5 protein-coding genes are annotated in these 26,354 nt (G+C 68.2%); all 5 read left to right on the top strand.

The genetic code is table 11. The features are described 5' to 3' along the window. The first annotated feature begins 13 nt into the window (after nt 1-13). Nucleotides 14-4,513 (top strand): MupA/Atu3671 family FMN-dependent luciferase-like monooxygenase, encoded by a 4,500-nt coding sequence (locus tag AC07B0_RS30260; protein ID WP_478899337.1) that lies wholly within the window; start codon nt 14-16, stop codon nt 4,511-4,513. Further along, nucleotides 4,510-12,537: a condensation domain-containing protein gene (locus tag AC07B0_RS30255; RefSeq protein ID WP_478899336.1), complete on the top strand. Its 8,028-nt coding sequence runs from the start codon at nt 4,510-4,512 to the stop codon at nt 12,535-12,537. The genes AC07B0_RS30260 and AC07B0_RS30255 overlap by 4 nt, the downstream gene beginning before the upstream one ends. 27 nt (nt 12,538-12,564) lie before the next feature. After that, nucleotides 12,565-21,312 (top strand): amino acid adenylation domain-containing protein, encoded by an 8,748-nt coding sequence (locus AC07B0_RS30250; RefSeq protein ID WP_478899335.1) that lies wholly within the window; start codon nt 12,565-12,567, stop codon nt 21,310-21,312. A gap of 14 nt (nt 21,313-21,326) precedes the next feature. Continuing rightward, nucleotides 21,327-24,542 carry an amino acid adenylation domain-containing protein gene (locus AC07B0_RS30245; RefSeq protein WP_478899333.1) on the top strand — a complete coding sequence of 1,072 codons (3,216 nt, stop codon included), beginning with the start codon at nt 21,327-21,329 and terminating at the stop codon, nt 24,540-24,542. Next, nucleotides 24,539-26,354, top strand: a 1,816-nt coding sequence (locus tag AC07B0_RS30240) for a type I polyketide synthase (RefSeq protein WP_478899331.1), incomplete at its 3' end; no start/stop codon positions are given. The genes AC07B0_RS30245 and AC07B0_RS30240, both read left to right, overlap by 4 nt.

Genomic DNA, 26,354 nt, shown 5'->3' with positions numbered 1-26,354 from the left:
GAGGGGGAAGGACATGAAGGAGCCTGGCAACACCTCCGAGCTGCTCGGTTCGCTTGCCGCGCGGGGTGTGCGGGTGTTCCTGGAGAACGGGAGGCTGCAATGCCGGGGCTCACGCGACGCACTGACGCCCGAGGTCCTTGACCTGGTGCGGGGCTGTAGGGACGAGCTGCATGCCCACCTGGAGCGTGGGAGCGACCCGTCCGCCTCGAACCCGCTCACCGCCGGCCAGCAGAGCCTTCTTCTCCACCAGCGCGTGACGCCGGACAGCGCGGCCTACAACCTGGCCTTCGCGGCGGGTGCCGTGAGCGCCATGGACGCGGGGGAACTGGACGCCGCCCTGCGCGAGGTGGTGGGGCGGCACGCGATCCTGCGCACGACGTACGCGTGGGGGGAGGGTGGCCCGACCCAGTCGGCGCGTGAGGTTCCGCCCCGGATCCTGACCGAAGAGACCGCGACGGAAGACATGGTCGGGAGCGTCGTGGAGACCTTCATGGACTCCCCTTTCGACCTCGAACACGATCTGCCGGTCCGGGCGATGCTGGTGCGCACCGGTCCGGACGACGAGCAGCCCGTGCTGGTGCTCGTCGTTCATCACATCGCTGCGGATCTCTGGTCGATCGACTTGATCGTCGACGAGTGGCTGACCGCCTATCAAGTCCGGACAGCGGGGAGCGAGGCTCGAACGCGGTCCGCCGCGACGCAGTTCGTGGAGCACGTGCGGAGCGAGGGCGCCTGGCTCGCCGGGCCCGAAGCGGAACGCAATCTCGCGTACTGGCGGGAGCAACTCGGCGGCAGCCTGCCGGTGATGAACCTGCCGTTCGACCGTCCGCGGCCGCCTTCCCAGACCATGCGTGGCGCCCGTCTCTCCGTCGAGGTGGACCCCGCGCTGTCGCAAAGGCTCACCCGGATCGTAAGCGAGTGCGACGCGACGCCGAACATGCTCTTCCTGTCGGCATTCCAGGTGCTGCTGCAGAAGTACAGTGCCTCGGACGACGTGGTGGTGGGTACACCCGCCGCGGGGCGGCGCGCACCCCAGACGCAGGACACCGTGGGATTCTTCGCCGATCCCGTCGTCGTACGCGGTGATCTGCGGGGTGACCCGACATTCACCGAGATCCTCGGCAGGACGCGCTCGACACTCCTGCAGGCCCTCGACCACCCCTATCCCTTCCCGCTTCTCGTCGAGCGGCTCAGCCCTCTGCGCGACCCGAGCCGCTCGCCGTTCTTCCAGGTGATGTACGTCTGGCAGCAGACGCGTCCCACCGGGCAGGCGGTGCCGCTAGAGGTGCTGTCCTCCTCGGGCCAGCGCGGTGCGCCGTTCGACATCGTGCTGTCGGTACACCAGACAGGTGGGCGGTTCGTCTGTTCATGGACGTACAACGTCGACCTGTTCGGGGCATCGACGGTAGAACGCCTCGCGCACGGGTACCTCGCACTTCTCGGCGAGATCGCGGCGCGTCCGAACGCGCGCGTTTCGTCGCTGCCTTCCATGTCCCCGGCCGATCAGAGCGCCCTGCTCCACGAGGCGAGCGGCCCCCAGATCGACATTGGCCGGCGCACATGGCTCGAACAGTTCGACGCGCAGGTGCTGCGGACTCCACGGGCAACGGCGCTGGTCTGTGACGACGAGGCGCTGACGTACGAAGAACTCGCCGCGAGGGTTGGCCGGTTCGCCGCAGCACTCCGCGCGCGTGGTGTACGGGACGAAGTTCGCGTCGGTCTGTGCATCGAACGGTCGGCTGCCCTCGTGGTGGCCTTGCTCGCGGTCGCGCGGGCCGGCGGTGCCCACGTTCCGCTGGATCCCGCGTACCCGCAGGACCGGATCGCCTACATGGCTCAGGATGCTGCCGTGGCGCTGTGCGTGGCGGACGAGCCGGGGCGCCGCGCCCTGGGCTCCTACGCCGGCGACGTCCTGTCCCTGCACGCTCTTGAGAGCGAGGCTGAGCGTCTCGAACCCGACCTCTTGCACGGGAACACGGCCGAGGCACTCGCCTACGTCATCTACACCTCGGGTTCCACCGGGCGTCCCAAGGGCGTGATGGTAACCCGCCGGAACGTCGTCAACCTGTTCGCCGGTCTCGACCGGGCGCTGGGGGACGAAGCCCGGTCCGGGGACGAGCAACCCGTGTGGCTCGCAGTGACGAGCGTCTGCTTCGACATATCCGTGCTTGAACTCCTCTGGACACTCTGCCGGGGATACAAGGTCATCCTGGAGCCCGGGCTGTGGACCTCCCAGGGAGAGGCGTCTGCTCCGCAGGCCGTGGAGGCACAGCAGCGCCCCGTGGACTTCAGCCTGTTCTACTTCGCCGCCGACTCCGGCGAACACAAGGGGAAGGACCTGTACCGGCTGCTTCTCGACGGAGCCCGCTTCGCGGATGCCCATGATTTCCGCGCCGTATGGGTTCCCGAACGGCACTTCCACACCTTCGGCGGCGCATACCCGAACCCCGCAGTCCTCGCGGGCGCCGTAGCCGCCGTGACCGAGAAGGTCGGGATACGTGCTGGAAGCGTCGTTCTCCCCCTGCAGGACCCGCTACGCGTGGCGGAGGAATGGGCAGCGGTCGACAACCTGTCCGACGGGCGTGTCGGCTTGTCGTTCGCCTCGGGCTGGCAGCCCAACGACTTCGTTCTCGCGCCTGAACGGTTCGCCTCGCGCAAGGAGGCGATGTGGGACGACATCGACGTGGTCCGCAGACTCTGGCGGGGGGAAGGCGTCCCCCGCCGGAACGGTGTCGGTGCGGACATCGAGGTGCGTACGCTCCCTCGGCCTGTGCAACCCGAACTCCCGGTGTGGGCTACGGCGGCCGGCAGCGACGAGACCTTCCGTAGGGCTGGTGAGACCGGTGCGAACCTCCTGACGCATCTGCTGGGGCAGAACGTGCAGGAGCTCGCACGCAAGATCGGTGTCTACCGTGCGGCGCGAGCCGCAGCCGGGCATGACGAGGGTGTTGTGACGCTGATGCTGCACACCTTCATTCACCCTGACATGGAAGTGGTCCGCGAGGCGGTCAGCGAGCCCTTCAAGAACTACCTCCGCAGTTCGATCGATCTGATGCAGGGGATCGCGAAGGGGCTCGGCCTCGATCCCGTGCGGCATCGCGAAGTGATCGTCGAGCACGCTTTCGAGCGCTATTTCACCAGCAGCGCGCTGTTCGGGACGCCCGAGTCCTGCGCCGGTTTCGTCCGGGACCTGGCCGCGACCGGGGTGGACGAGATTGCCTGCCTCATCGACTTCGGTGTCCCCGACCATGTGGCGCTCGAGGCACTCGGCCACATCGCAACGGTCAAGCGCGCACTGGCGGAGCCGGCAGCCAGGCCGTCCCGTACCCCCTCTGAAGCCGTCGCGCGGCACGGCGTCACGCACATGCAGTGCACACCCGCGTTCGCGCGCCTTCTGCTCCTCGATCAAGGAAACGATTCTTCGGCCGGAAGCACGCTGAGCACCCTCCTCGTCGGAGGGGACGCGTCACCGCCGGATCTCGTCGTGCAACTGCGAGACGCCGGATTGGCCGGTGTGTTCAACATGTACGGCCCGACGGAGACCTGCGTCTGGTCGGCGGTGCAACGGCTCGAGGCGGACAGTGACGGCCGCGTAACGGTCGGCGGTCCCCTCGTGAACACCTCGCTCTACGTTCTCGACGCGCAGCTCAGGCCTGTGCCGATCGGCGTGCAGGGAGAGCTGTTCATCGGGGGGGCCGGAGTGGGCCGAGGATATTGGAACAAACCCGCCCTGACCGCCGAGAAATTCCTTCCGGACCCGTTCAGCAAGCTGCCGGGTGCCAGGATGTACGGGACGGGGGACATCGTCCGGCCCCTGGGCGGTGGCCGCTTCGAGTTCCTGGGCCGTGCCGATCACCAGGTGAAGGTACGCGGGTTCCGCATCGAGTTCGGCGAGATCGAAGCCGTGCTCGGTTCGCACCCCGCCGTCGCGAGCTGCACCGTGGTGGCCCGACCGGACCGCGATGGAGACATGAGCCTCGTCGCGTTCGTCGTAGCGCGTGGTACGGCGGCCTTCGACGAGTCGGGTGTGCGCGCTCATGCCCGGAACAAGCTGCCCGAGTACATGGTGCCGTCGCGGATCGTTGTGAAGGACCGGCTGCCGCTGACGCTGAACGGCAAGGTCGATCGCGGTGCGCTCGTCAGGCTGGCGCAGGAGGCCAAGAGCGGCGGAACGGCCACGTACCTGGCGCCACGGAATCAGGTCGAGCAGTTCCTCCAGGAGATTTGGCAGGAACTGCTCGAACGCGAGGGCGTTGGCATCCACGAGAACTTCTTCGAAGTCGGTGGCCATTCACTGCTTGCCGCGAAGGTGCACGCGCGTATCACCGCTGCGGCACTCGGCCGGGTCGAACTGGTCGACCTCTTCACCTTCCCGACGATCGCCGGGCTCGCGGCACACATCAGCGCCGGTGGAGAGACCGGTGTCCCGACACTGGCCGCAGGTGCCGAGAGGCGGGCAAGCAAGCAGAAGGCTGCCGTTCGTCAACGGCAGCGCAGGAGGCAGGGTTCGTGAGCGAGCAACACTTGGGCGACGAGAGTCAACACGTCGCGATCATCGGGATGGCCGGCCGCTTCCCCGGAGCGGGCGATACGGAGGAGTTCTGGCGCAACATCGCCGAAGGGGTCGAATCGATCTCCAGGCTGTCGCCGGACGACCTCCGGGCGGCAGGCGTCGGGTCGGAGCAGCTCCTCGATCCCCACTATGTGCCGGCGGCCAGCATCCTTGAGGAGATGGACCGTTTCGACGCAGAGTTCTTCGGTCTCACACCGATGGAAGCGTCGATCCTCGACCCCCAGCACAGGCTGCTGCTGGAGTGCACACAGGCGTTGTTCGACAACGCGGGCTACGACCCGGACACCCTGAAACAGCTCACCGGTGTATACGTCGGCGTTGGTTTCCCTTCGTACCTCGTCAACAATGTCCTCACCCGGCCTGAGATCGTCCAACAGGTCGGCATGCAGAGGATCTTCTTCGCCACCGACAAGGGTTTCGCCCCGACGCGGATCTCGCACAAGTTCAATCTGACGGGCCCCAGCATCGGTGTAGACACCGCATGTTCGACCTCTCTCGTAGCCGTCCACCAGGCGTGCAGGGCCCTGCTGGCCTATGACTGCGATCTCACGATCGCCGGTGGTGCCAGTGCGGTCCTGCCCGACGGTGTCGGCTACACCTACCACGAGGGCGGGATCGCCTCGCCCGACGGCCACTGCCGTGCGTTCGACGCGCGTGCCGGGGGGACGGTCTTCGGCAGCGGGGTGGGCCTCGTCCTGCTCAAGCGTCTCGAGGACGCGCGCGCCGACGGTGACCACATATGGGCCGTCATCCGGGGCTCGTCCGTGAACAACGACGGAGCTTCCAAGGCGGGATTCACCGCCCCGAGTGCCACCGGTCAGGCTGCCGTCATCGCCGACGCACTCGCCTTCGCCGAGGTCCCCGCCGAGACAGTCGGGTACGTAGAGGCTCACGGGACGGGTACGGTCATCGGCGATCCCATCGAGATCGCCGGCCTGACCAGGGCGTACCGCGAGAAGACCGATCAGCAGCAGTACTGTGCGATCGGCTCGGTCAAGACCAACGTCGGTCACCTCGACGTGGCCGCGGGTGTGAGCGGTCTGATCAAGGCCGTCCAGACGCTGCGCCACGCGGAACTTCCGCCCACGCTGCATTTCGAGCGCCCGAATCCCGCGATCGACTTCGACGGCAGTCCCTTCTACGTGAACACACGGCGCCGCCCCTGGCCGGCTTCCGGCACCCCCCGCCGCGCCGGCGTGAGTTCGTTTGGGATCGGCGGAACCAATGCTCACGTGGTGCTGGAGGAGGCACCCGTACGGGATGCATCGGGGGAGTCGCGCAGTGAGCAGCTGATCGTTTTCTCCGCCCGCTCTCCCGAAGCGCTGGAACGTGCTGCCCACGATCTCGTGAAGGTGTTCCAGGAGGCCGGCGAGGCGGCACTGCCGGACCTCGCGTACACCCTGAGCAGTGGACGCCGCGCCTATGGGCATCGCCGGGCGTTCGTCTGCGGCAACCCGGCACAGGCGATCGCCGCGCTCGAAGGGGCCCGGCCCGACGCCCTGCTCTCCGGGGAGCTGAAGACGGACCGGCCGCGGGTCGCATTCGTCTTCCCGGGGCAGGGCGCGCAGCAGCTGCGCATGCTCGCGGGCCTGTACGAGGGTGAGGACGCCTTCCGCCATGAGGTCGACCGCTGCGCCGAGCACGTCGCGGGGCGGCTCGGCGTCGACCTGCGCGACGTGATCCATCCGTCCCTCGCGACTGAGGAACGCGAGCGTGCGCGGCTCGACGAGACCTGGCTCACCCAGCCGGCGCTCTTCACCGTCTCCCTCGCCATGGCCCGGGTGTGGCAGGCATGGGGCGTGGAACCGTCCGTCATGCTCGGGCACAGCCTCGGTGAGTACGTCGCCGCGACGCTGGCCGGGGTGTTCCGGGTGGAGGACGCGCTGGACCTGGTCGTCGACCGGGCCCGGGCGATGAACGATCTGCCGCCCGGAGCGATGCTCGCCGTCTCCCTCGACGAGCATTCGCTCGCCCCCCTGCTGGGTGACTGCTCGCTCGCGGCGGTCAACGACCCGCAGCAGTGTGTGGCCTCCGGCCCTCACCAGGCGATCGAGGCACTGGAACACCGGTTGTCGGCGCAGGGCGTGGAATTCCGGCGTCTGCGCACCTCGCACGCGTTCCACTCGTCGATGCTCGACGACCTGGCCCAGGCCTTCGAGGCCCGTGTCGCGAAGATCGAACGCCGCCGGCCGAGCATTCCCGTCGTGTCGTGTCTGACAGGTCGTGTCCTCGATCCGGAGGAGATCTGCGATCCCGCCTACTGGGCGCGTCAGATGCGTGGCACCGTGCGGTTCGCCGATGCCGTGCGTACCATCGCCGAGGACCCCCAGCACGTGTTCCTGGAGGTGGGTCCGGGGCGGACACTGGCTCCGATGGTGCGCCGTACGGGGGTCGACCCGCTGCGGATCGTGACCTCCGGGCGCGGTGGAAGCGACGCGAGGACCGACGGAGAGGTTCTGCTCTCGGCCCTTGGCTCCCTGTACTGCGCAGGTGTCCCCGTCGAGTGGGACGCGTTCTGGGAGGGTCAGCGGCGCCACCGCCTTCCGCTGCCCGGCTATCCGTTCGAGCGACAGCGCCACTGGATCGATGCGGATCCGAGCAGGTCCCTGCTCGTCGCGCACACCGGTGACGTTCCGCCCGTCACGGGTCGGGGCCCGGAGGCGCCGGTCCACTTCGCACCCGGGTGGCGAGCGGCAGCGCTGGACGGCGCCGTCGCGGACGCCGCACTCCGGGAGCGGGGCACGTGGCTGCTGGCGGTGGACGAGCACGATTTCGGGCGTGCCCTGACACGGCGGCTCGTCGAAGCGAACCAATCCGTGGTTCCGGTCCGTAGTGGTGCTGCCTTCTCCGCATCCGAAGAGGGCTATGTGATCGATCCCTCGCGCCCCGAGGACATCGACCGTCTGCTCGACGCACTGGAGGAGCAGGACCGGCTGCCCGGTTCCGTGGTGCTCACCTGCGCGACTGGGGAGGCCGAGGACTTCGACGCGGTTCAGCGGGACGGTCTGGGCAGGGCGGCGGCATGGGTCCACGCCCTTGCCGGGCGCATGACCGACGCCCCCGTACGGCTCGCTGTGGTGTCGGATCGCTTGCACGCGGTGGTGCCTGGCGACGTTCCTTCGGTCGCCAAGAGCACGCTGAGCGGCTTCTGCCGGGCCGCTGCGGACGACCACCCGGAACTCGCCGTCGCCTGCCTGGACATCGGGGCGAACTTGCCGGCGGCCGCCGCGGGCGTCGTCATGGAGGTCGCGGCAGGGCTGGGCGATGCGGTGGTCGCCCATCGCGAGGGCGCGCGCTTCACGGAGACGTACGGCCCTCTGCCCGAGGCGTCGCTTGGCCCCGTCCGGGAGGCGGCGAGCCTCATCGTGACCGACGGCTTTTCCGGTGCGTCGGCGCGGCTGGCCCGTCACTTCGCGCAAACGCACCGGTCGCGGCTTACCCTCGTAGGCCGACGGCCAGTACCCGACCGTGACGAGTGGCCATACTGGCTCGACGGTTCCACCGGACCGGGGCGTGCCCTGGCCGAGGCCACTGCCGGACTGGGCGGCGCCGTCGATGGCCCCGTACGTGACGAGGCCGCGTGGCTCGGCCGGATCGAGCAGGAGTTGACGGACGCGGCGGACTCGGGACCGGACCGGGGCCTCGTCGAGCGGACGTTGAACCGGCTCTGCGGCGGGTACGTGTACGACGCGCTGGTCGCTGCAGGTGTCGACCTGACTCCGGGAGTCGTCCAGCGGCGTGCGGAGATCGCCGACCGGATGCGGATCCTGCCCAAGTTCGACAAGTTCCTCGACTTCTTCCTGGAGGTCCTCCGCGAGGACGGGATCATCCGCAGTGACGGGGAACACGTAGAGGTCCTCCGCGGCCGCGGCGCCGCGGACTTCTTGGACACGCGTTCCGCTCTGGAGCAACTGCCCGGCTTCGAGGACACCATCACGTTCCTCGAACACTGCGTGCGCCACTACCCGGCGGCTCTGAGCGGGGACATAGACGCCGTCGGTGTGCTCTTCCCCGACGGCGACCCGAAGAGGCTGGAGACCGCCTTCCGCGGGTTGCTGGACGGGAGCAACTACGGTGTCTACGCGTCCCTCCTGGGCCGGCTGTTGGCCCGACTGGCCGACGGCACGGGGGGCCGTCCGCTCCGGATCCTGGAAGTCGGCGGCGGCAACGGCCAGTTGACCCGCCTCGTCGCCCCACTGCTGCGGGGCCGGGACGTGCGGTACACGTTCACCGATCTCGGCAGCTCCTTCGTCCGGCGGGCCCGGCAGACGGCCGCCGACTACGGGTTCGCCGAGATGCACTGCCAGGTCTTCGACATCTCCAAGGACCCCGAGGCCCAAGGCCTCGACCCGTACTCCTTCGACGTCATCATCGGATTCGACGTGGTCCACGCGACACCGCGGATCGACGCGACGACGCGGAACCTGCGCAGGCTGCTCGCCCCGAGCGGCGTGCTGTGCCTCGTCGAGGCCGTCGTGTCGCTGCGTTGGGTCGAGATGATGTGGGGCCTCGCCGAAGGATGGTGGTTCTTCGAGGACGAGGAGGTCAGGACGCGTTCACCGCTGATCTCGCTCGACACCTGGGACCGGGTTCTGGGTCAGCAGCCGTTCGTGGACGTCGTGTCGTTCCCCCTGAAGGCAGCCGCACGAGCCTCGACGGACTACGGTCTCGTGCTCGCGCAGCAGCCGGAGGTCATCACGACTCCGGAGTTCACCGCGTATCAGGCGCGCAGGTCCGAGGAGATCCTCGACGCCCGCCGGACGTTGATCGGCAGGGTCCGTGAGCTCGAAGGGCATGGGGCAGAGGTTCTCGTGACCTCCGCGGACCTGACTTCCCCCGAGCAGTTCGCCGAGGTCATCGCCCTCGCCAGGGCACGATTCGGCAGTGTGGACGGCATCGTCCACACTGTGGAGCCGACGGCCGGGGGCGCCCCGTCCGAGTGGACACCGGCAGGGCTGAAGGCCGAAGTGTCCGCCCAGGCTCAGGCTGCACTCGCCATCGACGGCGCCGCTGCCTACGCCGGGGTGGGACACGTCGCGTTCATCTCCCCGGAGGCGTCGGACGACGGAGGGAAGGGCGCGCCGGCATCCGCAGCCGTCGGCGGCTTCCTCGACGCTCTCGCCGGCCCGCAGGCCGAGCGGACCGGGAATGCCTCGATCCACTGGACGGGCAACGGTGACGTGTCCTCGGTCGAACGCGCCCTCGGCCGGACCGGAGTCGTCGTGGTGGCCCATGAGCACCCCGCTGCAACGTCGGCCGCCCGCGCAGAACAGCGCCGAGCGCTGCGCCGTTCCCACCGGGCGGGGGGAGCACCGGCTGGTGAGGACGTCGAGGCCGAGCTCCTCGCCGTCTTCAGGCAGCTTTTCGGAACGGAAGCCGTCGGTCCACACGACGACTTCCACCGCCTCGGGGGTGACTCGCTCCTCGCCTCACAGGTGATCGCTCGTGTCCGCCGCAGGTTCTCCGTGGATCTCGCGGTCAAGGCCTTGTTCGACGCGCCGACGGCCGCCGGGCTCGCGGAGAAGGTGCGCGAGGCGAAGCGGGGAGGCCCGCACGCAGACGTCCCGCTGCTGCGCGTGTCGCGGGATGACGTGCTGCCGCTCTCCTTCGGCCAGCAGTCGCTCTGGCTCGCCGAGCAGTTCAACGGGCCCAGCGCGACGTACAACATTCCAGGCGCGGTGCGACTGGTCGGTGCGTTGGAGATCGACTGCCTGCGGCGGAGCCTCCACGAGGTGATCAGCCGGCACGAGGTGCTGCGCACCACCGTCCACTCGGTGGACGGCACTCCCGTGCAGCGGGTCCACGAGGACTTCACCGTGGAGCTGCCGGTCCGCAAGGTGCGCGAAGACGAGATTCACGACCTGGCCCAGGAGCATGCGCGCAGTGTGTTCGACCTGGAGACCGGTCCGCTCATCAGGGTGGCGCTGCTGCGGATCGAAGACGAGGACCACGTGCTCCTCGTCAACATTCACCACATCGTGTCCGACGGGTGGTCGCTCGGCGTACTGGTCCATGAGCTGGTCACGCTGTATTCGTCGTTCGCGCGGGGCGAGGGGTCCCCGCTGCCGCCGCTGGACCACCAGTACGCGGACTTCGCACAGTGGCAGCGGCGCTGGCTCGACGGCGAGGTCTTCGACGAGCAGCTCCAGTACTGGAGGCGCAAGCTCGCGGGGCTGCCTCCGCTGCTCGAACTGCCGACGGACCGGCCGCGGCCCGATCGGCAGAACATCCGTAATGCCGTACACCGCTTTGTCGTCCCCCCGGAGCTGTCGGCGCGGCTCGATGCACTCGGCCGGAACGAGGGTGCGACGTTGTTCATGGTGTTGCTCGCCTCGTTCAACGTGCTCCTTTCACGTCATGCCGGCACGACCGACATCGCCGTGGGAACGACGAACGCGAACCGCACACGCGCCGTCTTCGAACAGATGATCGGCATGTTCGTGAACAACCTTGTGTTGCGTACGGACCTGGCGGGGAATCCGACCTTCACGGAGCTTCTGGAACGGGTGCGGGCCACGTCCGTCGATGCCTACGCGCATCAGGACCTGCCGTTTTTGACGCTCGTCGACGAAATGCGACAGGGGCGGAATCCGGGCCACACGCCGCTGTTCCAGGTCCTCTTCCTGCTCCAGAAACTGAACGTCACGTTGGAGCTGCCCGGAATTGCGGCGCACACGATCGAAGTTGACGCGTTGCACACGAAATTCGACCTGACGCTGTTCATGGAGGAACAGGAACAGGGAATCGTAGGAACGTTCATCTACAACGCGGAACTGTTCGACGCCTCCACCGTCGAGCGTATGTCGGCGCATCTCGTCCAGCTTCTGGCGAGTGCGGCGGAAACGCCGGAGGAGCGCATCGGATCGCTGCGAATGGAGACGGACGACGAGGTGAGGTTGAGGAACATGACCGTGGAGAATTCCAAGACTACGAGGCTCCAGTCGCTGCGCACCGCGAAGCGGCGATCGGTGGAGATCACGGAGATCAATCCGGTGAAGACGGGCTTCCTGCCCGGCCTGCCGGAGACGCCGCTCGTCCTGGAGCCGACGGGCGAAGGCGTTGACCTGCCCGGCTGGCTCAGGGCGAACCGGGACCTCGTGGAGTCGCATCTCCACCGTCACGGGGCGCTGCTGCTGCGGGGCTTCCACTCCAGCTCGGTGGCCAAGTTCGAGGAGGCCGCGGGCGCGATCTGCCCGACACTCTTCCGAGAGTACGGAGACTTGCCCCGCGAGGGGGAGTCCGACCAGATCTACAAGTCGACACCGTATCCGGAGGACCAGTCGATCCTCTTCCACAACGAGAGCTCGCACCTGCACACCTGGCCCATGCGGCAGTTCTTCTCGTGCATCGTGGCACCGCAGGAGGGAGGCGAGACGCCGATTGTCGACTGCCGCAAGGTGTACGCCAACCTTCGCCCGGAGCTGGTCGAGCAGTTTGAGAAGAGGAAGCTGCGCTACGTCCGGAACTTCATTGAATCGGTTGACGTGAGCTGGTCCCGTTTCTACGGCACAGACGACCCGGCCGAGGTGGAACGCAAGTGTGCCGAGGCCGGAATGGGATTCGAGTGGAGCCCCGACGGCACCCTGAAGACCTGGCGGGTGGCCGACGGGGTTCTGCCGCACCCGAGGACCGGGGAGATGGTCTTCTTCAATCAGCTGGCACTGCACCATGTCTCCTGCCTCGACTCCGATACCCGCCAGTCACTGGTCGAGCTCTACGGCGAAGCGGGTATGCCGCGCAACGTCTACTGGGGTGACGGATCGGTGATAGAGGACGCAGTGGTCGATGAAATCCGGGCACTGATGGACCGGGAATCGCTCGCATTCCCGTGGCAGGAGGGTGATGTGCTGGTCATCGATAACATGCTCGTCGCCCACGCTCGTCGTCCGTTCGTCGGTCCGCGCAAGATCGTGGTGGCGCTCGGAGACATGAGCTCTCCGCAATCGATCGCAGAAAACAGCTGATAAAGCCCGTCTTTTCAGCTGACATCAATGGAGAGTCGCAAAACGATGAACGACGCCGATCTTGAACGTACGCCGACGGCCGGCTTCCGGCTGTCGCCCCAGCAGGCCTATGCGTGGTCGCATGCTGCCGGGCGACGCGCACAGTGCCGTATCGCTCTGGAAGGGCCGACGCAGCGGTCCGAGGTCGTGCGCGCGGTGCAGGCCGTGATGGAACGGCATGAGTCGTTGCGGGCCAGGCTGGTGCCGGTGTCCGGCCTGGCAGCGCCCCTCCAGACGGTGGACGGCGCCGCTGAGCCGGACTGGATCGACGATGTCCTTCCGGACGGGGCGGACGCCGCGGCCGAGGCGGTCCGGCGGGCGGCCGACGAGGACGCACATCGTCCGTCCGAGACCATGGGGTACGCCGACCCGCTCCGGGCACGTCTCATGGTGGGCTCGGGCCGGTCCGTCCTTGTTCTGACGGCCTCCGGGATGTTCGTCGACCGCCGGTCGTTCGCGGTGGTCTTCGAAGACTTCACCGCCGCACTAGGCGGACAGGCGCAGGACGAGGTGTCACTGCAGTACCTGGACGCGGCGGAGTGGCTGCACGAACAGGTCGCCGACAACGAGGCCCGGGCCCAGATGGACACCTGGCTTGAGCGCGAGCTGCCCGCTGCCCGCGAGATGCGCATGCTCTTCGAGAGCGGCACGGACGCCGACTGCGGTGTGGTGCGGGTTCCGCTTGACGGGACACAGGCCGCAGCAGTGGGGCAGGTGGCCTCGCAGCTGCGCCGGTCGGTGCCCTCGCTGCTGCTTGGTGCCTGGCAGGTGCTGCTGTGGCGGCTCACCGGTGACGACCGGATCGTGACCGCGGTCCTCCCGACGTCCCGTGGTCTGGACGAACTGGAACACGTGGTCGGGACCTTCGAGAGCCCTGTTCCGACCCTCACCGTGATGGACCCGGCTCTGCCCTTCGAGGCCCTCGTCAAGGACCTCGGCAGGACGCAGTCCGAGGCGCCTGCGGACCAGTTCTCCTTCGACGGGACCAAGGCCACCGAGCCGGTCCCCTTCTCGTTCGCCTGCACCGAGATGCCGGGAGACGTACGCCTCGGTGACCTGCGTGTGGCCATGGTGGGGCTCCACGTCCCGCCGGGGGGCTCGTCCCTCCACCTCGAAGTGGCGCACGGCGCACAGGGCGAGTTGGCCCTGAGCATCGTCCACCGCACCGGGCAGGTGTCGGTACGGCAGGCGACGCGGATCGCCGACCAGCTGGCTTCCGTGGTCCGCGCGATTGTGGCCGATCCGGGGGCGTCGGTCGGCGGCCTCGGGCTCGCCGACGGGGAGGAGACCGCGCGAGTTCTGGCGCACGGCACCGGTGAGAGCCGGCCCCCCGCTGAGGACCGGCTCGTGCACGCTCGCTTCGAGCGGTGGGCCGCCGCCCGGCCCGACGCCCTCGCCGTCGTGTGCGGGGGTGAGCGGCTGACGTACGCCGAGGTCGAGCGGACCTCGAACCGTTTGGCGCACGCCCTGCGCGCGCGGGGAGCAGGCCCCGACGTGCCCGTCGGGTTGGTGGTCGAGCGTTCCGTCGAGTATGTGACAGCCCTGCTCGCCGTGCTCAAGGCGGGGAGCGCCTTCGTTCCCCTCGACCCGTCCGTGCCGGCCGCCCGCCTCGCGCAGATGATCGAGGACGCCCGCCCGGCGGTGATCGTCACGCACCGCGGGCTCACCTCTCTCGAAGGGGCGGACGGCATACCGCTGCTCGACCTGGACGACACCCCGGAGCTCGGCTCACTGCCGGACACACCGCCCGTCGTCGCCGTACAGCCGGAGCACCTTGCCTACCTCATCTTCACCTCCGGGTCGACCGGGCGCCCCAAGGCGGTCGGCGTACCGCACCGCGCGATCCGCACCTACGTCGAAGGCGTCCTGCCCCTGCTCGACCTGCCAGACGACGCCGTTCTGGGCACACTGGCGACCACGGCTGCCGACCTTGGACACACCGCGGTGTTCGGTGCCCTGTCCACCGGCCGGTCGCTCTTCCTTGCCGCGCCAGACGAAGTCCTGTCGACCGAGGCCCTCGTCCGCCGGTTCCGCGAACAGCCCGTCGACATGTTGAAGATCGTTCCCTCGCATCTCGCAGCGCTGCTTGACTCCGAAGACGGCACCGAGCTGCTGCCCACCACCTGCCTGGTGCTCGGTGGTGAAGAGCTGCCCGCGTCCCTGGCCCAGGAGGTGCGGAGGCGGCGCCCCGGCCTCCGGATCGTCAACCATTACGGGCCGACCGAGACGGCCGTCGGCGCCCTGGCCCTCGCCACTCCCGACGAGGTGAACGGCCCCGTCCCCATCGGCCGTCCCCTGCCGAACTACCGCACCTACATCCTGGACGCGGAGCTGCGCCCGGTACTGGAAGGAGCCCCCGGCGAGCTGTACATCGGTGGCTGGGGCGTCGCACGTGGCTATTGGGGGCGGCCGGGCGCGACGGCCGAGCGTTTCCTACCCGATCCCTTCTCGGACGAGCAGGGCGCGGTCATGTACCGCACGGGAGATGTGGTCCGGCAGCGGCCGGACGGCGCCACCGTGTTCCTGGGACGTGCCGACCAGCAGGTGAAGATCCGTGGGCACCGGGTGGAGCTCCGCGAGATCGAGACGGTGCTCCTGCGCAGTGAGCGGGTCAGCGATGCCGTGGCCGTCGTACGTTCCGAGGGCGCCGACCCCTACCTCGCGGCGTACGTCGTCGCACGCCGTGGTGCCCACCTGCAGACCGCCGAACTTGGCGAGCAGCTGCGTGCGCACCTGCCCGACTACATGATCCCCGCTGCCATCGTCACCCTGCCGGCACTGCCCTTGACCCCCAACGGGAAGGTGGATCGGCGGGCGCTGCCGGTGCCGGAGCCCGACGCGGCCAGGGCGGAGAGCTATGTCGCACCGCGCACGGAGACGGAGACCCTGCTCGCGGGGCTCTGGGAGGACATCCTCGGCTGCGAGAAGGTCGGCGTGGACGACGACTTCTTCCAGACGCTCGGCGGCAACTCGCTGGGCGCCACCCGTGTCGTTGCCAGGGTACGGGCGGCGACCGGAGTGGGGCTTCAGGTCAGCAGTCTGTTCGACGCCCCCACCGTGGCGGAGCTGGCCGGACTGATCGACCAGGAACGTACGGTCGGGAAGGCCGGGGGCGACGACTCGATCACGCCGATCGAGCGCACCGGACCGTTGCCCCTGTCGTACGCGCAGCGCCGTCTTTGGGTGCTCTCACAGGTCGACGGCGCCAATGCCTCCTACAACATCCCCGCGGCCATCAGCATCAGTGGCGCCCTGGAGATCGATCCTCTCGTTCGGGCGCTGAGCGAGGTCGTCCGCCGCCACGAGGCGCTCCGCACCAACTTCATCCCGGTAAATGGCGTTCCCCGGCAGGTCGTGCGTGAGGCCTCTCCCACCGACGTCCCGGTGGTGGACGTTTGCGCCCCGGACGTGCTGTCCAGGGCGCAGGGCTTCGCCGCGCGCACCTTCGACCTCGAACGCGATGAGCTGTTCCGGGCCGAGATCCTGCGTGTCACGCCCGAAGAGCACGTCCTGCTCCTGTGCCTGCACCATATCGTCTCGGACGGCTGGTCGACTGCCGTTCTGTGGAAGGAGGTTGTGACGCTGTACGCCGTGTTCCGCGCGGGTCATGCCTCCCCCTTGGAACCTCTGGCGATCCAATACGCCGACTTCGCCTCCTGGCAGAACCACCGGCTCGAAGCCGAGGAGATCCAGCCGCAGCTTGACTACTGGACGGAGCAGCTGCGCGGACTGCCCGCGCTTTTGCAACTTCCGACGGACCGTCCTCGGCCCGCCGTTCAGGGAACTGCGGGAGCGACCGTCCCGCTCGCCATCGACCCCACCACCGCGGCCGCGCTGCGCGCCCTCTCCGGCGAACGGCAGTCGACGATGTTCATGGCCTTGCTCGCCGCGTTCAACGTCTTGCTGTCGCGTTACACGGGCCAGGAGGACATCGTCGTCGGCACGCCCGTCGCGAACCGGACGCGGGCCGAGGCCGAGGACCTCATCGGCTGCTTCTTCAACACGCTGGTGATCCGGACCGATCTGTCCGGCGCCCCGTCGTTCTCCGAGCTGCTCGGCCGGGTGCGCGAGGTGACGCTCGCCGCGCAGACACATCAGGACCTGCCCTTCGAACGCCTCGTCGAGGCACTGAACCCGCCACGTGACCCCGGGCACACCCCGCTCTTCCAGGCGCTCTTCGTGTACCAGACCGCGCCCGGCGACGGCCTCGACATGGACGGTCTCGCCATCGCGCCGCTGCCCCTGCCAGGTGCCTTCGCGAAGTACGACCTCACCGTCGACCTGGTCGAGAACGACGAGGGAGTGGCGGGGCGCATCGAGTACCGCACCGACCTTTTCGACCCGGCGACGATGGAGCGGCTGGCCGGCCACTTCACGGAGTTGGTCCGCGCGATCGTCCGCGAGCCGGACACCAGCATCGGCGAGTTCGGCCTCCTGACCGATCCGGAACGGGAACTCGTCCTTTCGGAGTGGAACCAGGACTACGCGGCTCCCGGCGACGGGCCGTTCGTGGCCGACGCCTTCGAGGCACGTGCGCAGTCCGACCCGCACGCCACGGCGCTGGTGTTCGGGAACCGTTCCCTCACCTACGGCGAACTCGACCGGGAGGCAGACCGGCTGGCGCGGGTCCTGCGGGCCCGGGGCGTTGCCGAGGACGGTCTCGTCGGCATCTGGCTGGAACGCTCGGTCGAGATGGTCGTGGCCATGCTCGCCGTGCTCAAGGCGGGCGGCGCGTACGTCCCGCTGGACCCTCAGGCTCCCGGGGCCCGGATCGCATACATGATCGAGGACGCGCGGCTGGGGTTGGTGGTCGCACCGGGCATCCGTGCGGCGGAGCTCCCGGAGGGCGTCGAGCTCGTCGACCCGAGGACGCCCGCGCCTGCCGACGTGCCCCCGCCCGTCCGCACGGTTCGCCCCGAGCACCGCGCGTACGTGATCTACACGTCGGGGTCCACCGGCCGGCCGAAGGGGGTCATGGTCGCGCAGCGGAACCTGGCCGGTTTCTTCTCCGCCATGGACCACCGCTTCGGCGGTTCCACACCCGGCACCTGGCTCGCGCTGACGCACTACACCTTCGACATCTCGGTTCTCGAACTGCTGTGGTCGCTCACGCGTGGCTTCAAGGTCGTCCTGGCCGGTGAGGAGCTGGTGCTGAGCGAGGCCCGAACAGCCGGCCCCGACCGGTCCGTCGACCTCAGCCTGTTCTATTTCGCGAGCGACGCCGGTGAGCGCGGGACCGACAAGTACCGGCTGCTCCTCGACGGCGCACGCTGGGCCGACGAGCACGGCTTCGCCGCTGTGTGGACTCCGGAACGCCACTTCGGCACATTCGGCGGGCTCTACCCGAACCCCGGCATCACCGCAGCCGCCCTCGCCGCCTGCACCAGTCGGATCGGAATCCGTACCGGAAGCCTGGTGCTCCCGCTGCACCATCCCATCCGGGTGGCCGAAGACTGGGCGGTGATCGACAACCTGTCCAACGGGCGGGTGGGGCTTTCGATCGCCTCCGGCTGGCAGCCGCACGACTTCGCCCTCGCTCCCGAGAACTTCGCCGACCGCAAGGAGATCATGTTCCGCGATCTCGAGACGGTTCGCAGGCTGTGGCGCGGTGAGGCGGTGCGCACGACCTCCGGCACCGGCGAGGAGATCGAGGTGCGCACGTTGCCGCGCCCGGTACAGCCGGACCTTCCGGTCTGGATCACGGCAGCGGGCAATCCGGAGACGTGCCGTCGTGCCGGTGCCATCGGCGCCAACCTGCTGACGCACCTCCTCGGACAGTCGGCCGAGGACCTGGCGCGGGCGATCGAGGTCTACCGTGCGGCCTGGACCGAGGCCGGACACGCCGGTGAAGGTCATGTCACTCTGATGCTGCACACGTTCGTATCGGACGACGAGGACTTCGTCCGGCGGACGGTGCGTGAGCCGTTCAAGAACTACCTCCGCGAGTCCGTCGATCTCGTCCGTCCCATCGCGCGCTCGCGCGGGCTCGAACTCGATGACTTCGACGAGGGCGACCTCGACGCACTCCTCGATCACGCCTTCGACCGCTACTACGACAGCAGCGGGCTCTTCGGTACACCGGAGCAGTGCGCGTCCTTCGTGGACCGGCTCCGTGAGAGCGGAGTGGACGAAATAGCCTGCCTCATCGACTTCGGGGTCAGCACGGACGAGGTGTTGGCGAGCTTCGAGCACCTCGATGCCCTGCGCCGGCTTGTGTCACCCATCCCCGAGGAAAAGCCGCGCCAGGACATAGCCGGGCTCATCGAGCAGCACGGCGTGACGCATCTCCAGTGCACGCCGTCGCTTGCCGCGCTGATGGTGTCCGACGACGAGGCACGACGGTCCCTGAACGGGCTCGACTGGATGCTCGTCGGCGGAGAGGCCTTGCCGCCCGCGCTGGCCGCCACGCTCTCAGTAAGCGTTCGCGGCCGCGTGCTCAACATGTACGGTCCGACCGAGACGACGATCTGGTCCACCAGCCACGTGGTGACCGGCGCCGGCAACTCGATCGGCCGTCCGCTCTCCAACACGCGCGCCCATGTCCTGGACGGGCGGCTGAACCCGGTTCCGGTCGGCGTACCCGGCGAGCTGTGTATCGCGGGTCACGGTGTCGCCCTCGGCTACCTGCACCGGCCGGAGCTCACGACCGAACGGTTCGTCACCGACCCCTTCGCGGCGGAACCCGCGGCGCGCATGTACCGCACCGGCGACATCGTGCGGTACCGGCACGACGGACAACTGGAGTTCATCGGCCGGCGCGACCACCAGGTCAAGGTGCACGGCTTCCGGGTGGAACTCGGCGAGGTGGAATCCGTGCTCGCGGATGCGCCCGGCGTGACGACCTCCGCGGTCGTGGCCGACGACGACGGACGCGGCGGCAAGCGGCTCCTCGCGTACGTGGTCACGGCGGACGGCTTCGACCCGGCCCGCGTACGCGTCTACCTGGAGGAGCGGCTGCCGCGCTACATGATCCCCACCCTGATCGTCGAGCTGGCCGTGATGCCGCTGCTGCCCAGCGGAAAGGTGGACCGCAAGGCGCTGCCCGAACCCCATACCGAGCAGCAGCCGACGACCGCCTTCATTGCGCCCCGAACACCCATCGAGGCACGGCTCGCACAGATCTGGAGCGAGCTGCTGCGGCTGCGGAGGGTCGGAGCGGACGACAACTTCTTCGCCCTCGGCGGCGATTCGATCATCGCCATTCAGATGGTCTCGCGTGCAAAGAACGCCGGGATCGTCCTCTCCGCCCGTGACCTCTTCCAGCACCAGACGCTTGCCGAGCTGGCTCTGGTCGTCAAGGAGGGCACCGGGTCGAGGGCAGATCAGAGCTTGGTCGAGGGCGAGACCGGGCTGGCCCCCATCCAACGCTGGTTCTTCGAGCAGGAACTTGCCGACGCCCACCACTACAACCAGGCGATACTGGTCGACGTCATCGCAGGAAGCCTCGACCTTGACCTGCTCGCACAAGCACGTGATGCCGTCGTGCGCCACCACGACGCCCTCCGCAACCGCTTTGTCCGTGAGGGAGCCGGCGTACGTCAATGGACGAGTGCACCGGAGGAGGGAGTCGTACCGGTCGGCCGTCTCGACCTGACGAGCGAGCCGCCGTCGTCCTGGGCCGCAGCAATCGCCGCCATGCAGGCACGCACGCAGCGCGGTCTGGATCTGGAACACGGGCCGCTGATCCGTATGGTCTACATCGACTACGGCGGTCGGCGCCAGGACCAGGTCTACAGCGTCGTCCACCACACTGTCGTCGACGGCATCTCGTGGCGCATCCTCATGGAGGACCTCCAGGCGTCCTACGAGGCGCTGCGTGAAGGGCGCTCCGTTCTGCTTCCCCTGAAGACGACCTCGTACCAGGAATGGGTTGCGAGGCTCCAAGCACACGCTGCCGACGGCGAGACGCTGGGTGAACTCGATTTCTGGGCCCGCCAGGTCGAGTGGGCGACAGTGCCGCTGCCGCGCGAGCACGACGGGGAGAACACCGAGGCGACCGTGCGGACAGTCACCGCGATGCTCTCCGTGGACGACACGACGACGCTGATGCGCGACGTGCCCGCCGTACACAGGACCGATGTGCACGAGGTGCTGCTGTACGCACTGGCCGAGGCGTGCGCACCATGGACCGGCTCCAGCGCGCTGCTCGTCGATGTGGAGGGCCACGGCCGCGAGGAACTCTTCGATGACGTGGACACCTCGCGGACCGTCGGCTGGTTCACGGCGATGTATCCGCTGCGCCTCGACTTGGCAGGGGACAACGGCCTGCGGGCCGTGAAGGAACAGGTGAGGAGCATTCCGCGCCGCGGGGTCGGGTTCGGTCTGCTGCGCCATCTGGCGGATGAGCCAACCCGCACACGCCTCAGCCGTGGGAGCGAGGCGGAGATCGTGTTCAACTACCTGGGGCAAGCCGACGCCTCACGACGCTCGGACTCACTCTTCGCGCTGTCCACCGACTCTGTCGGCGCGTCGCACGGCGGGGCGCAACGCCGCAAGCACCTGCTGAACATCAACGGGATCGTGGCGGACGGCCTGCTCCGCATCGACTTCACCTTCAGCGAGTCGGTGCACGACACGGGAACGATCGAGGCACTCGCCCACCGGTTCACCGCCTCGGTGCGACGGGTTCTCGACGACTGCCGAGCGGGCCGCCTGCGGCTCGATCCGACCGCATTCCCGGACATCGACCTGACCCAGGATGAGCTCGATGACCTTCTTGAGGACCTCGAGAGCTAGGACTGACTGACGCAATGAACAAGACGAACGACATCGAGGCGATCTATCCGCTGTCGCCGCTCCAGCACGCCATGCTGCTCAAGTCGCAGCTCGCCCCCCATAGTGGTGTCTACGTCGTGCAGCTGGCGTTCGATGTCTGCGGGCCCCTCGACGTGCACGCGTTCCGAGCCGCCTGGAACGAGGTGACGGCCCGTCACGCAGCCCATCGCACTCTGTTCATGCGTCTCGACCAGAGCCAACCAGTGCAGGTAGTACGCCGACGGGTGAGCCTTCCTTGGCGAGAGGAGGACTGGACCGGCTTGCCTGCTGATGAGCAGGAGACACGGTTCGACGCCTTGATGGCGGAGGACCGCGGGCAGGACTTCGAGCTGTCCCGCGCCCCTTTGATGCGCTGCCTTCTGGTGCGCCTTTCGGAGGATCGGCACCGCTTCCTATGGACGCGCCATCACGCGATCTCCGACGGCTGGTCGATGCCGGTTGTGATGGGCGAGATCATGCGTGGTTACCAGGCCCTGGTGGAAGGCGGATCGGCGGCACTCGGTCCGGTCACGGAGTTCCGCGAGTACATAGCGTGGCTGCGCGCGCAGGATGCCGCCAAGGCGGAGGACTACTGGCGCAGGTCGCTCGCCGGAGTGCACGGCCCGACTTCGTTGGGAGTCGACCGGCCGACGGCCGGCCACCGGGAGCCCGGCCGAGTCGAAAGGCGGCGTGTGCTGCTCTCGCGCGAGACCACGGCGGCCCTTCAGGGCGCCGCGCGGCGTGAGCGGATAACGCTCAGCACTCTGGTGCAGGGAGCATGGGCGGTCCTCCTCCGCCGCTACGGCGGTGAACGCGACGTCGTACTCGGGATGGTGACGTCGGGACGCCCACCGTCGATTGACGGCGTGGAGTCGATGGTCGGGTGCGTTCTCAACACGCTTCCGGTGCGCGTCCATGTCGACGACGAGGCGCGTGCCGCCGACTGGCTCCGCAAGCTCCAGATGGATCAGGTCGAGCGCGAGGAGTATGGGTACTCGCCTCTCACGGAGATCCGGCGCTGGGCGGACGTGCAGGGCGATGTGCCGCTGTTCGAGTCACTCGTGGTGTTCGAGAACTTCCCCTTGGGGGCGGCACTCGACACCCCCGGAGCAGGGATACACGTCGAATCGGTCCGCATGTCGGAGCAGACGAGCTTCCCCCTCACGCTGGTGGTCGCTCCCGGCGAACAGATCTCCCTCCAGCTGGCGTTCGACGAGGAGCGGTTCGACTCCACTGCCGTCGAACGGATGCTGGAGCACTACCAGGTCCTGCTCACCGGACTGGCCGACGCGCAGGGCACGATTGGCACCCTGCCGATCGTGGGCGTGGGGGAGCGGCAGCGTTTGCTGGCCGACTGGAACGGACCGACGACCAAGGAGCGCGTACAGCTCGCCGTGCACCAACTGTTCGAGGCGCAGGTGGTGGCAACACCGGATGCGACGGCCCTCATCGCTGGGGACGTGCAGCTCAGTTACGCAGCGCTCGACGCAGTCGCCAACGGCTTCGCGCGGCGGCTCCGTGCGGCGGGGGTGACCCCCGGAGCGTTCGTGGGGGTATGCCTCGAACGTGACGCCGATCTCCCGGCGGCGCTGCTGGCGATCTGGAAGGTGGGGGCGGCATACGTCCCGCTTGATCCTGCGTACCCGTCGGCACGCATCGACCAGATCCTGGCCGACGCGGCGCCCACTGTGGTGCTGGCCCACGCCTCTACGCGTCAGGCCCTCTCGCGCTCGTCGGCCCGGCTGCTGATGGTCGACGAGAAGAACGACCCGGAAGTCGCTGCCGAGGCGGCCGGAGCCCCGGCAGCTCGCACGGCCCTGCACGAGCAGTCCGTAGCCCTCGTGATCTACACGTCGGGTTCGACCGGTGTGCCGAAGGGCGTGAAGGTCACGCATCGCAATGTCGGGGAATTCCTCGCCTGGGCGCAGGGCGTGTTCTCGCCGGCCGAGCTCGAGGGGACGCTGGCTTCGACATCGATCTGCTTCGACCTCTCCGTATTCGAGCTCTTCCTCCCGCTTACGACCGGGGCCACCGTCATACTCGCGGGGAACGCGCTCCTGCTGCCGTCCCTGCCCGCCCGCGACAGCGTGACGCTGGTGAACACCGTCCCCTCTGCGATGGACGCCCTTCTGCGCCTGGGTGAGCTGCCGGCCCGCCTGCGCGTGGTCAACCTCGGAGGTGAGCCGGTGTCCCGCGATCTCGTCGACCGGCTCTACGCGCGTGACGGTGTACGCAAGGTTCACAACCTGTACGGGCCCTCCGAGGACACCGTGTACTCGACGTTCGCCCTCGTCCCAGAGGACGGCACGAAGCCCCTCATCGGGCGCCCCATCGCGAACACCCAGGCCTACGTGCTCGACTGCTCGATGATCCCCGTCCCGACGGGTGTCGCGGGAGAGCTCTACCTCGGGGGTGAAGGTGTTGCGCAGGGCTACCACCGCCGGCCGTCGTTGACGGCCGAGCGGTTCGTTCCGGATCCGTTCGGCAAACGCCCCGGAGCTCGCCTTTTCCGTACGGGGGACCTGGCTCGTTGGCTCCCTCACGGCGAACTCGAATACTTGGGCCGGAACGACCGCCAGGTGAAACTGCGCGGCTTCCGCATCGAGCTGGGAGAGATCGATGCGGCACTCAGGAAGCTCAATGGTGTCCGTGACGCGGTGACCGTCATGCGCGAAGACCGGATGGGCACAAAGCGCCTCGTGGCGTACGTCGTCGCAGAAGCGGGCCATGCTTTCGACCGGGCAGAGGCAGTGGCAGCGGTGCGGGCGACGCTCCCCGAGTACATGGTTCCAGCCGGGTTCGTCGAGCTGCCCGCCATTCCTTTGACGCCTAACGGAAAGGTCGACTGGGCTGCGCTCCCTTCTCCCGAACCGGCGCAGGCGCAGCGCGCCTACAGGGCTCCTTCGGCCGAGGCCGAGAAGGCGATCGCCGCGATCTGGGAGGCAGTCCTCGGGGTCTCCCGCCCGGGAGCCGACGACGGGTTCTTCGACCTCGGAGGCGATTCGATCCTCCTGGCCCGAGTCTTCGGCCAGTTGAAGGCCGCCTATCCGAACCGGGTCACCATGACCGATCTGTATAGATATCCGACGATCGCCTCTCTGGCCCGGCACATATCCGGGACCGAGGACAAGCCGACTTTCGCCGGTGTCCAGAGTCGACTCGAAAGGCGCCGCGCGGCAATGGGCGCAGCACGGACTGGAGACAAGCAGTGACCGACGATCGAAGCATTGCCGTTGTAGGGATCGGACTGCGTGCCCCCGGAGCGGCCAACGTCGAGGAGTTCTGGCAGAACCTCGTCCGGGGGAGGGAGTCGATCGTTCGCCTGAGCGACGACGACGTCATCGCCGCACATGGTGACCCCGCGATCCTGGCGGATCCGGCGCTCGTGAACTCGGGTGGAATCCTCGAACGGATCGAGGAGTTCGACGCTGCGTACTTCGGCTACACGCCACGCGAGGCGGAGATCATGGATCCGCAGCAGCGGTTCCTCCTCGAAGTGGCCGTCGAGGCCCTCGAGGATGCAGGCTGCGACCCGGCGGAGGTCGAGGACACGATCGGCGTGTTCCTGGGTATCGGGCGCAGCGGATACTTCCTCCACCACCTGCTGCCACGCACCGATCTGATGACTTCGTTCGCGCGCCAGATCTCGCTGTTCAACGACAAGGACTTTGCCGCCACTCAGATCTCCCACCGCCTGGACCTGACCGGACCCAGCATGACGATCGGCACTGCATGCTCGACGTCGCTCGTCTCGGTTCATCAGGCATGCAAGAGTCTCTTCGAGTTCGAATGTGACGTGGCACTCGCGGGTGGGGCGACGATCAACGTCCTTCAGCGCGGCGGCTACCAGTATCAGGAAGGGAGCATCTTCTCCCCCGACGGCCATTGCCGAGCGTTCGACGCGGAAGCGCGCGGTACCGTCGGCGGCAGTGGCGTCGGACTCGTGGTGCTGAAGCGGCTGTCTGATGCGGTGCGTGACGGGGACACGATCCGTGCGGTGATCCGTGGTTCCGCGGTCAACAATGACGGTGCGGACAAGGTCGGTTTCACCGCGCCCAGTGTGGCGGGGCAGGCGAGCGTCATATACGAGGCGCAGCAGGTGGCGGGGGTCACCGCCGAGTCGATCGGCTACGTCGAGGCACACGGGACAGGGACACCGCTCGGTGATCCCATCGAGATCGCCGCACTGAGCCAGGCGTTCGGTGCGTCGACGTCGAAGCGTGGCTTCTGTGCGCTCGGTTCGGTGAAGACGAACGTGGGTCATCTCGATACCGCGGCGGGTGTCGCGGGGTTCATCAAGGCAGTTCTGTGTGTGGAGCGGGGGCTGATTCCGCCGAGTCTGCATTACCGGAAGCCCAATCCGGAGATCGATTTCGAGTCGAGCCCGTTCTATGTGAATGCCGAGTTGCGTGACTGGTCGGGCCCGTCACCACGGCGGGCCGGGGTGAGTTCCTTCGGCATGGGCGGCACCAACGCGCATGTGATCGTTGAGCAGCCCCCCGTGGTGGAAGTTCCCGGCCGGGAGGATTCCGGCACCGAACCCGCGTGGGAGGTGCTCGTCACCTCGGGTAAGACGGCGGCTTCGCTGTCCGGCCAGCGGGCACGCCTGACAGAGCACCTGGCGGGACGTAGCACGTATCCCCTACGGGACGTGGCGTACAGCCTGCAGACGGGGCGTAGGCAGCACGAGTTCCGTGCCGCGGTGGTGGCCCGTAGCGGTGACGAGGCGGCGCGGGCGTTGGCGGAGGGATCCGGTCTGGTGACCGGACAGGGCCGCTCCGATGCGAGTGTGTCCTTCCTCTTCGCCGGTCAGGGCTCGCAGTTCGTGGGCATGGGCCGTGAACTGTTCGAGCAGCGGGGCGTGTTCCGTGAGGTCTTCCAGCAGTGCGCGCGTGTGGTGCAGGAGGAACTGGGTGAGGACCTGGAGGTGTTGCTCTTTGGTGAGCCGTCGCTGGAGGCTGGTCGGCGACTGAGTGAGACCCGTGTGCAGCAGCCGGCGTTGTTCGCGGTGCAGTACGCGATGG

The sequence above is a fragment of the Streptomyces sp. NPDC044704 genome (assembly GCF_056433525.1).
Note: the sequence above shows the minus strand (reverse complement) of the source record. Positions and strands in the feature narration are given on the sequence as shown.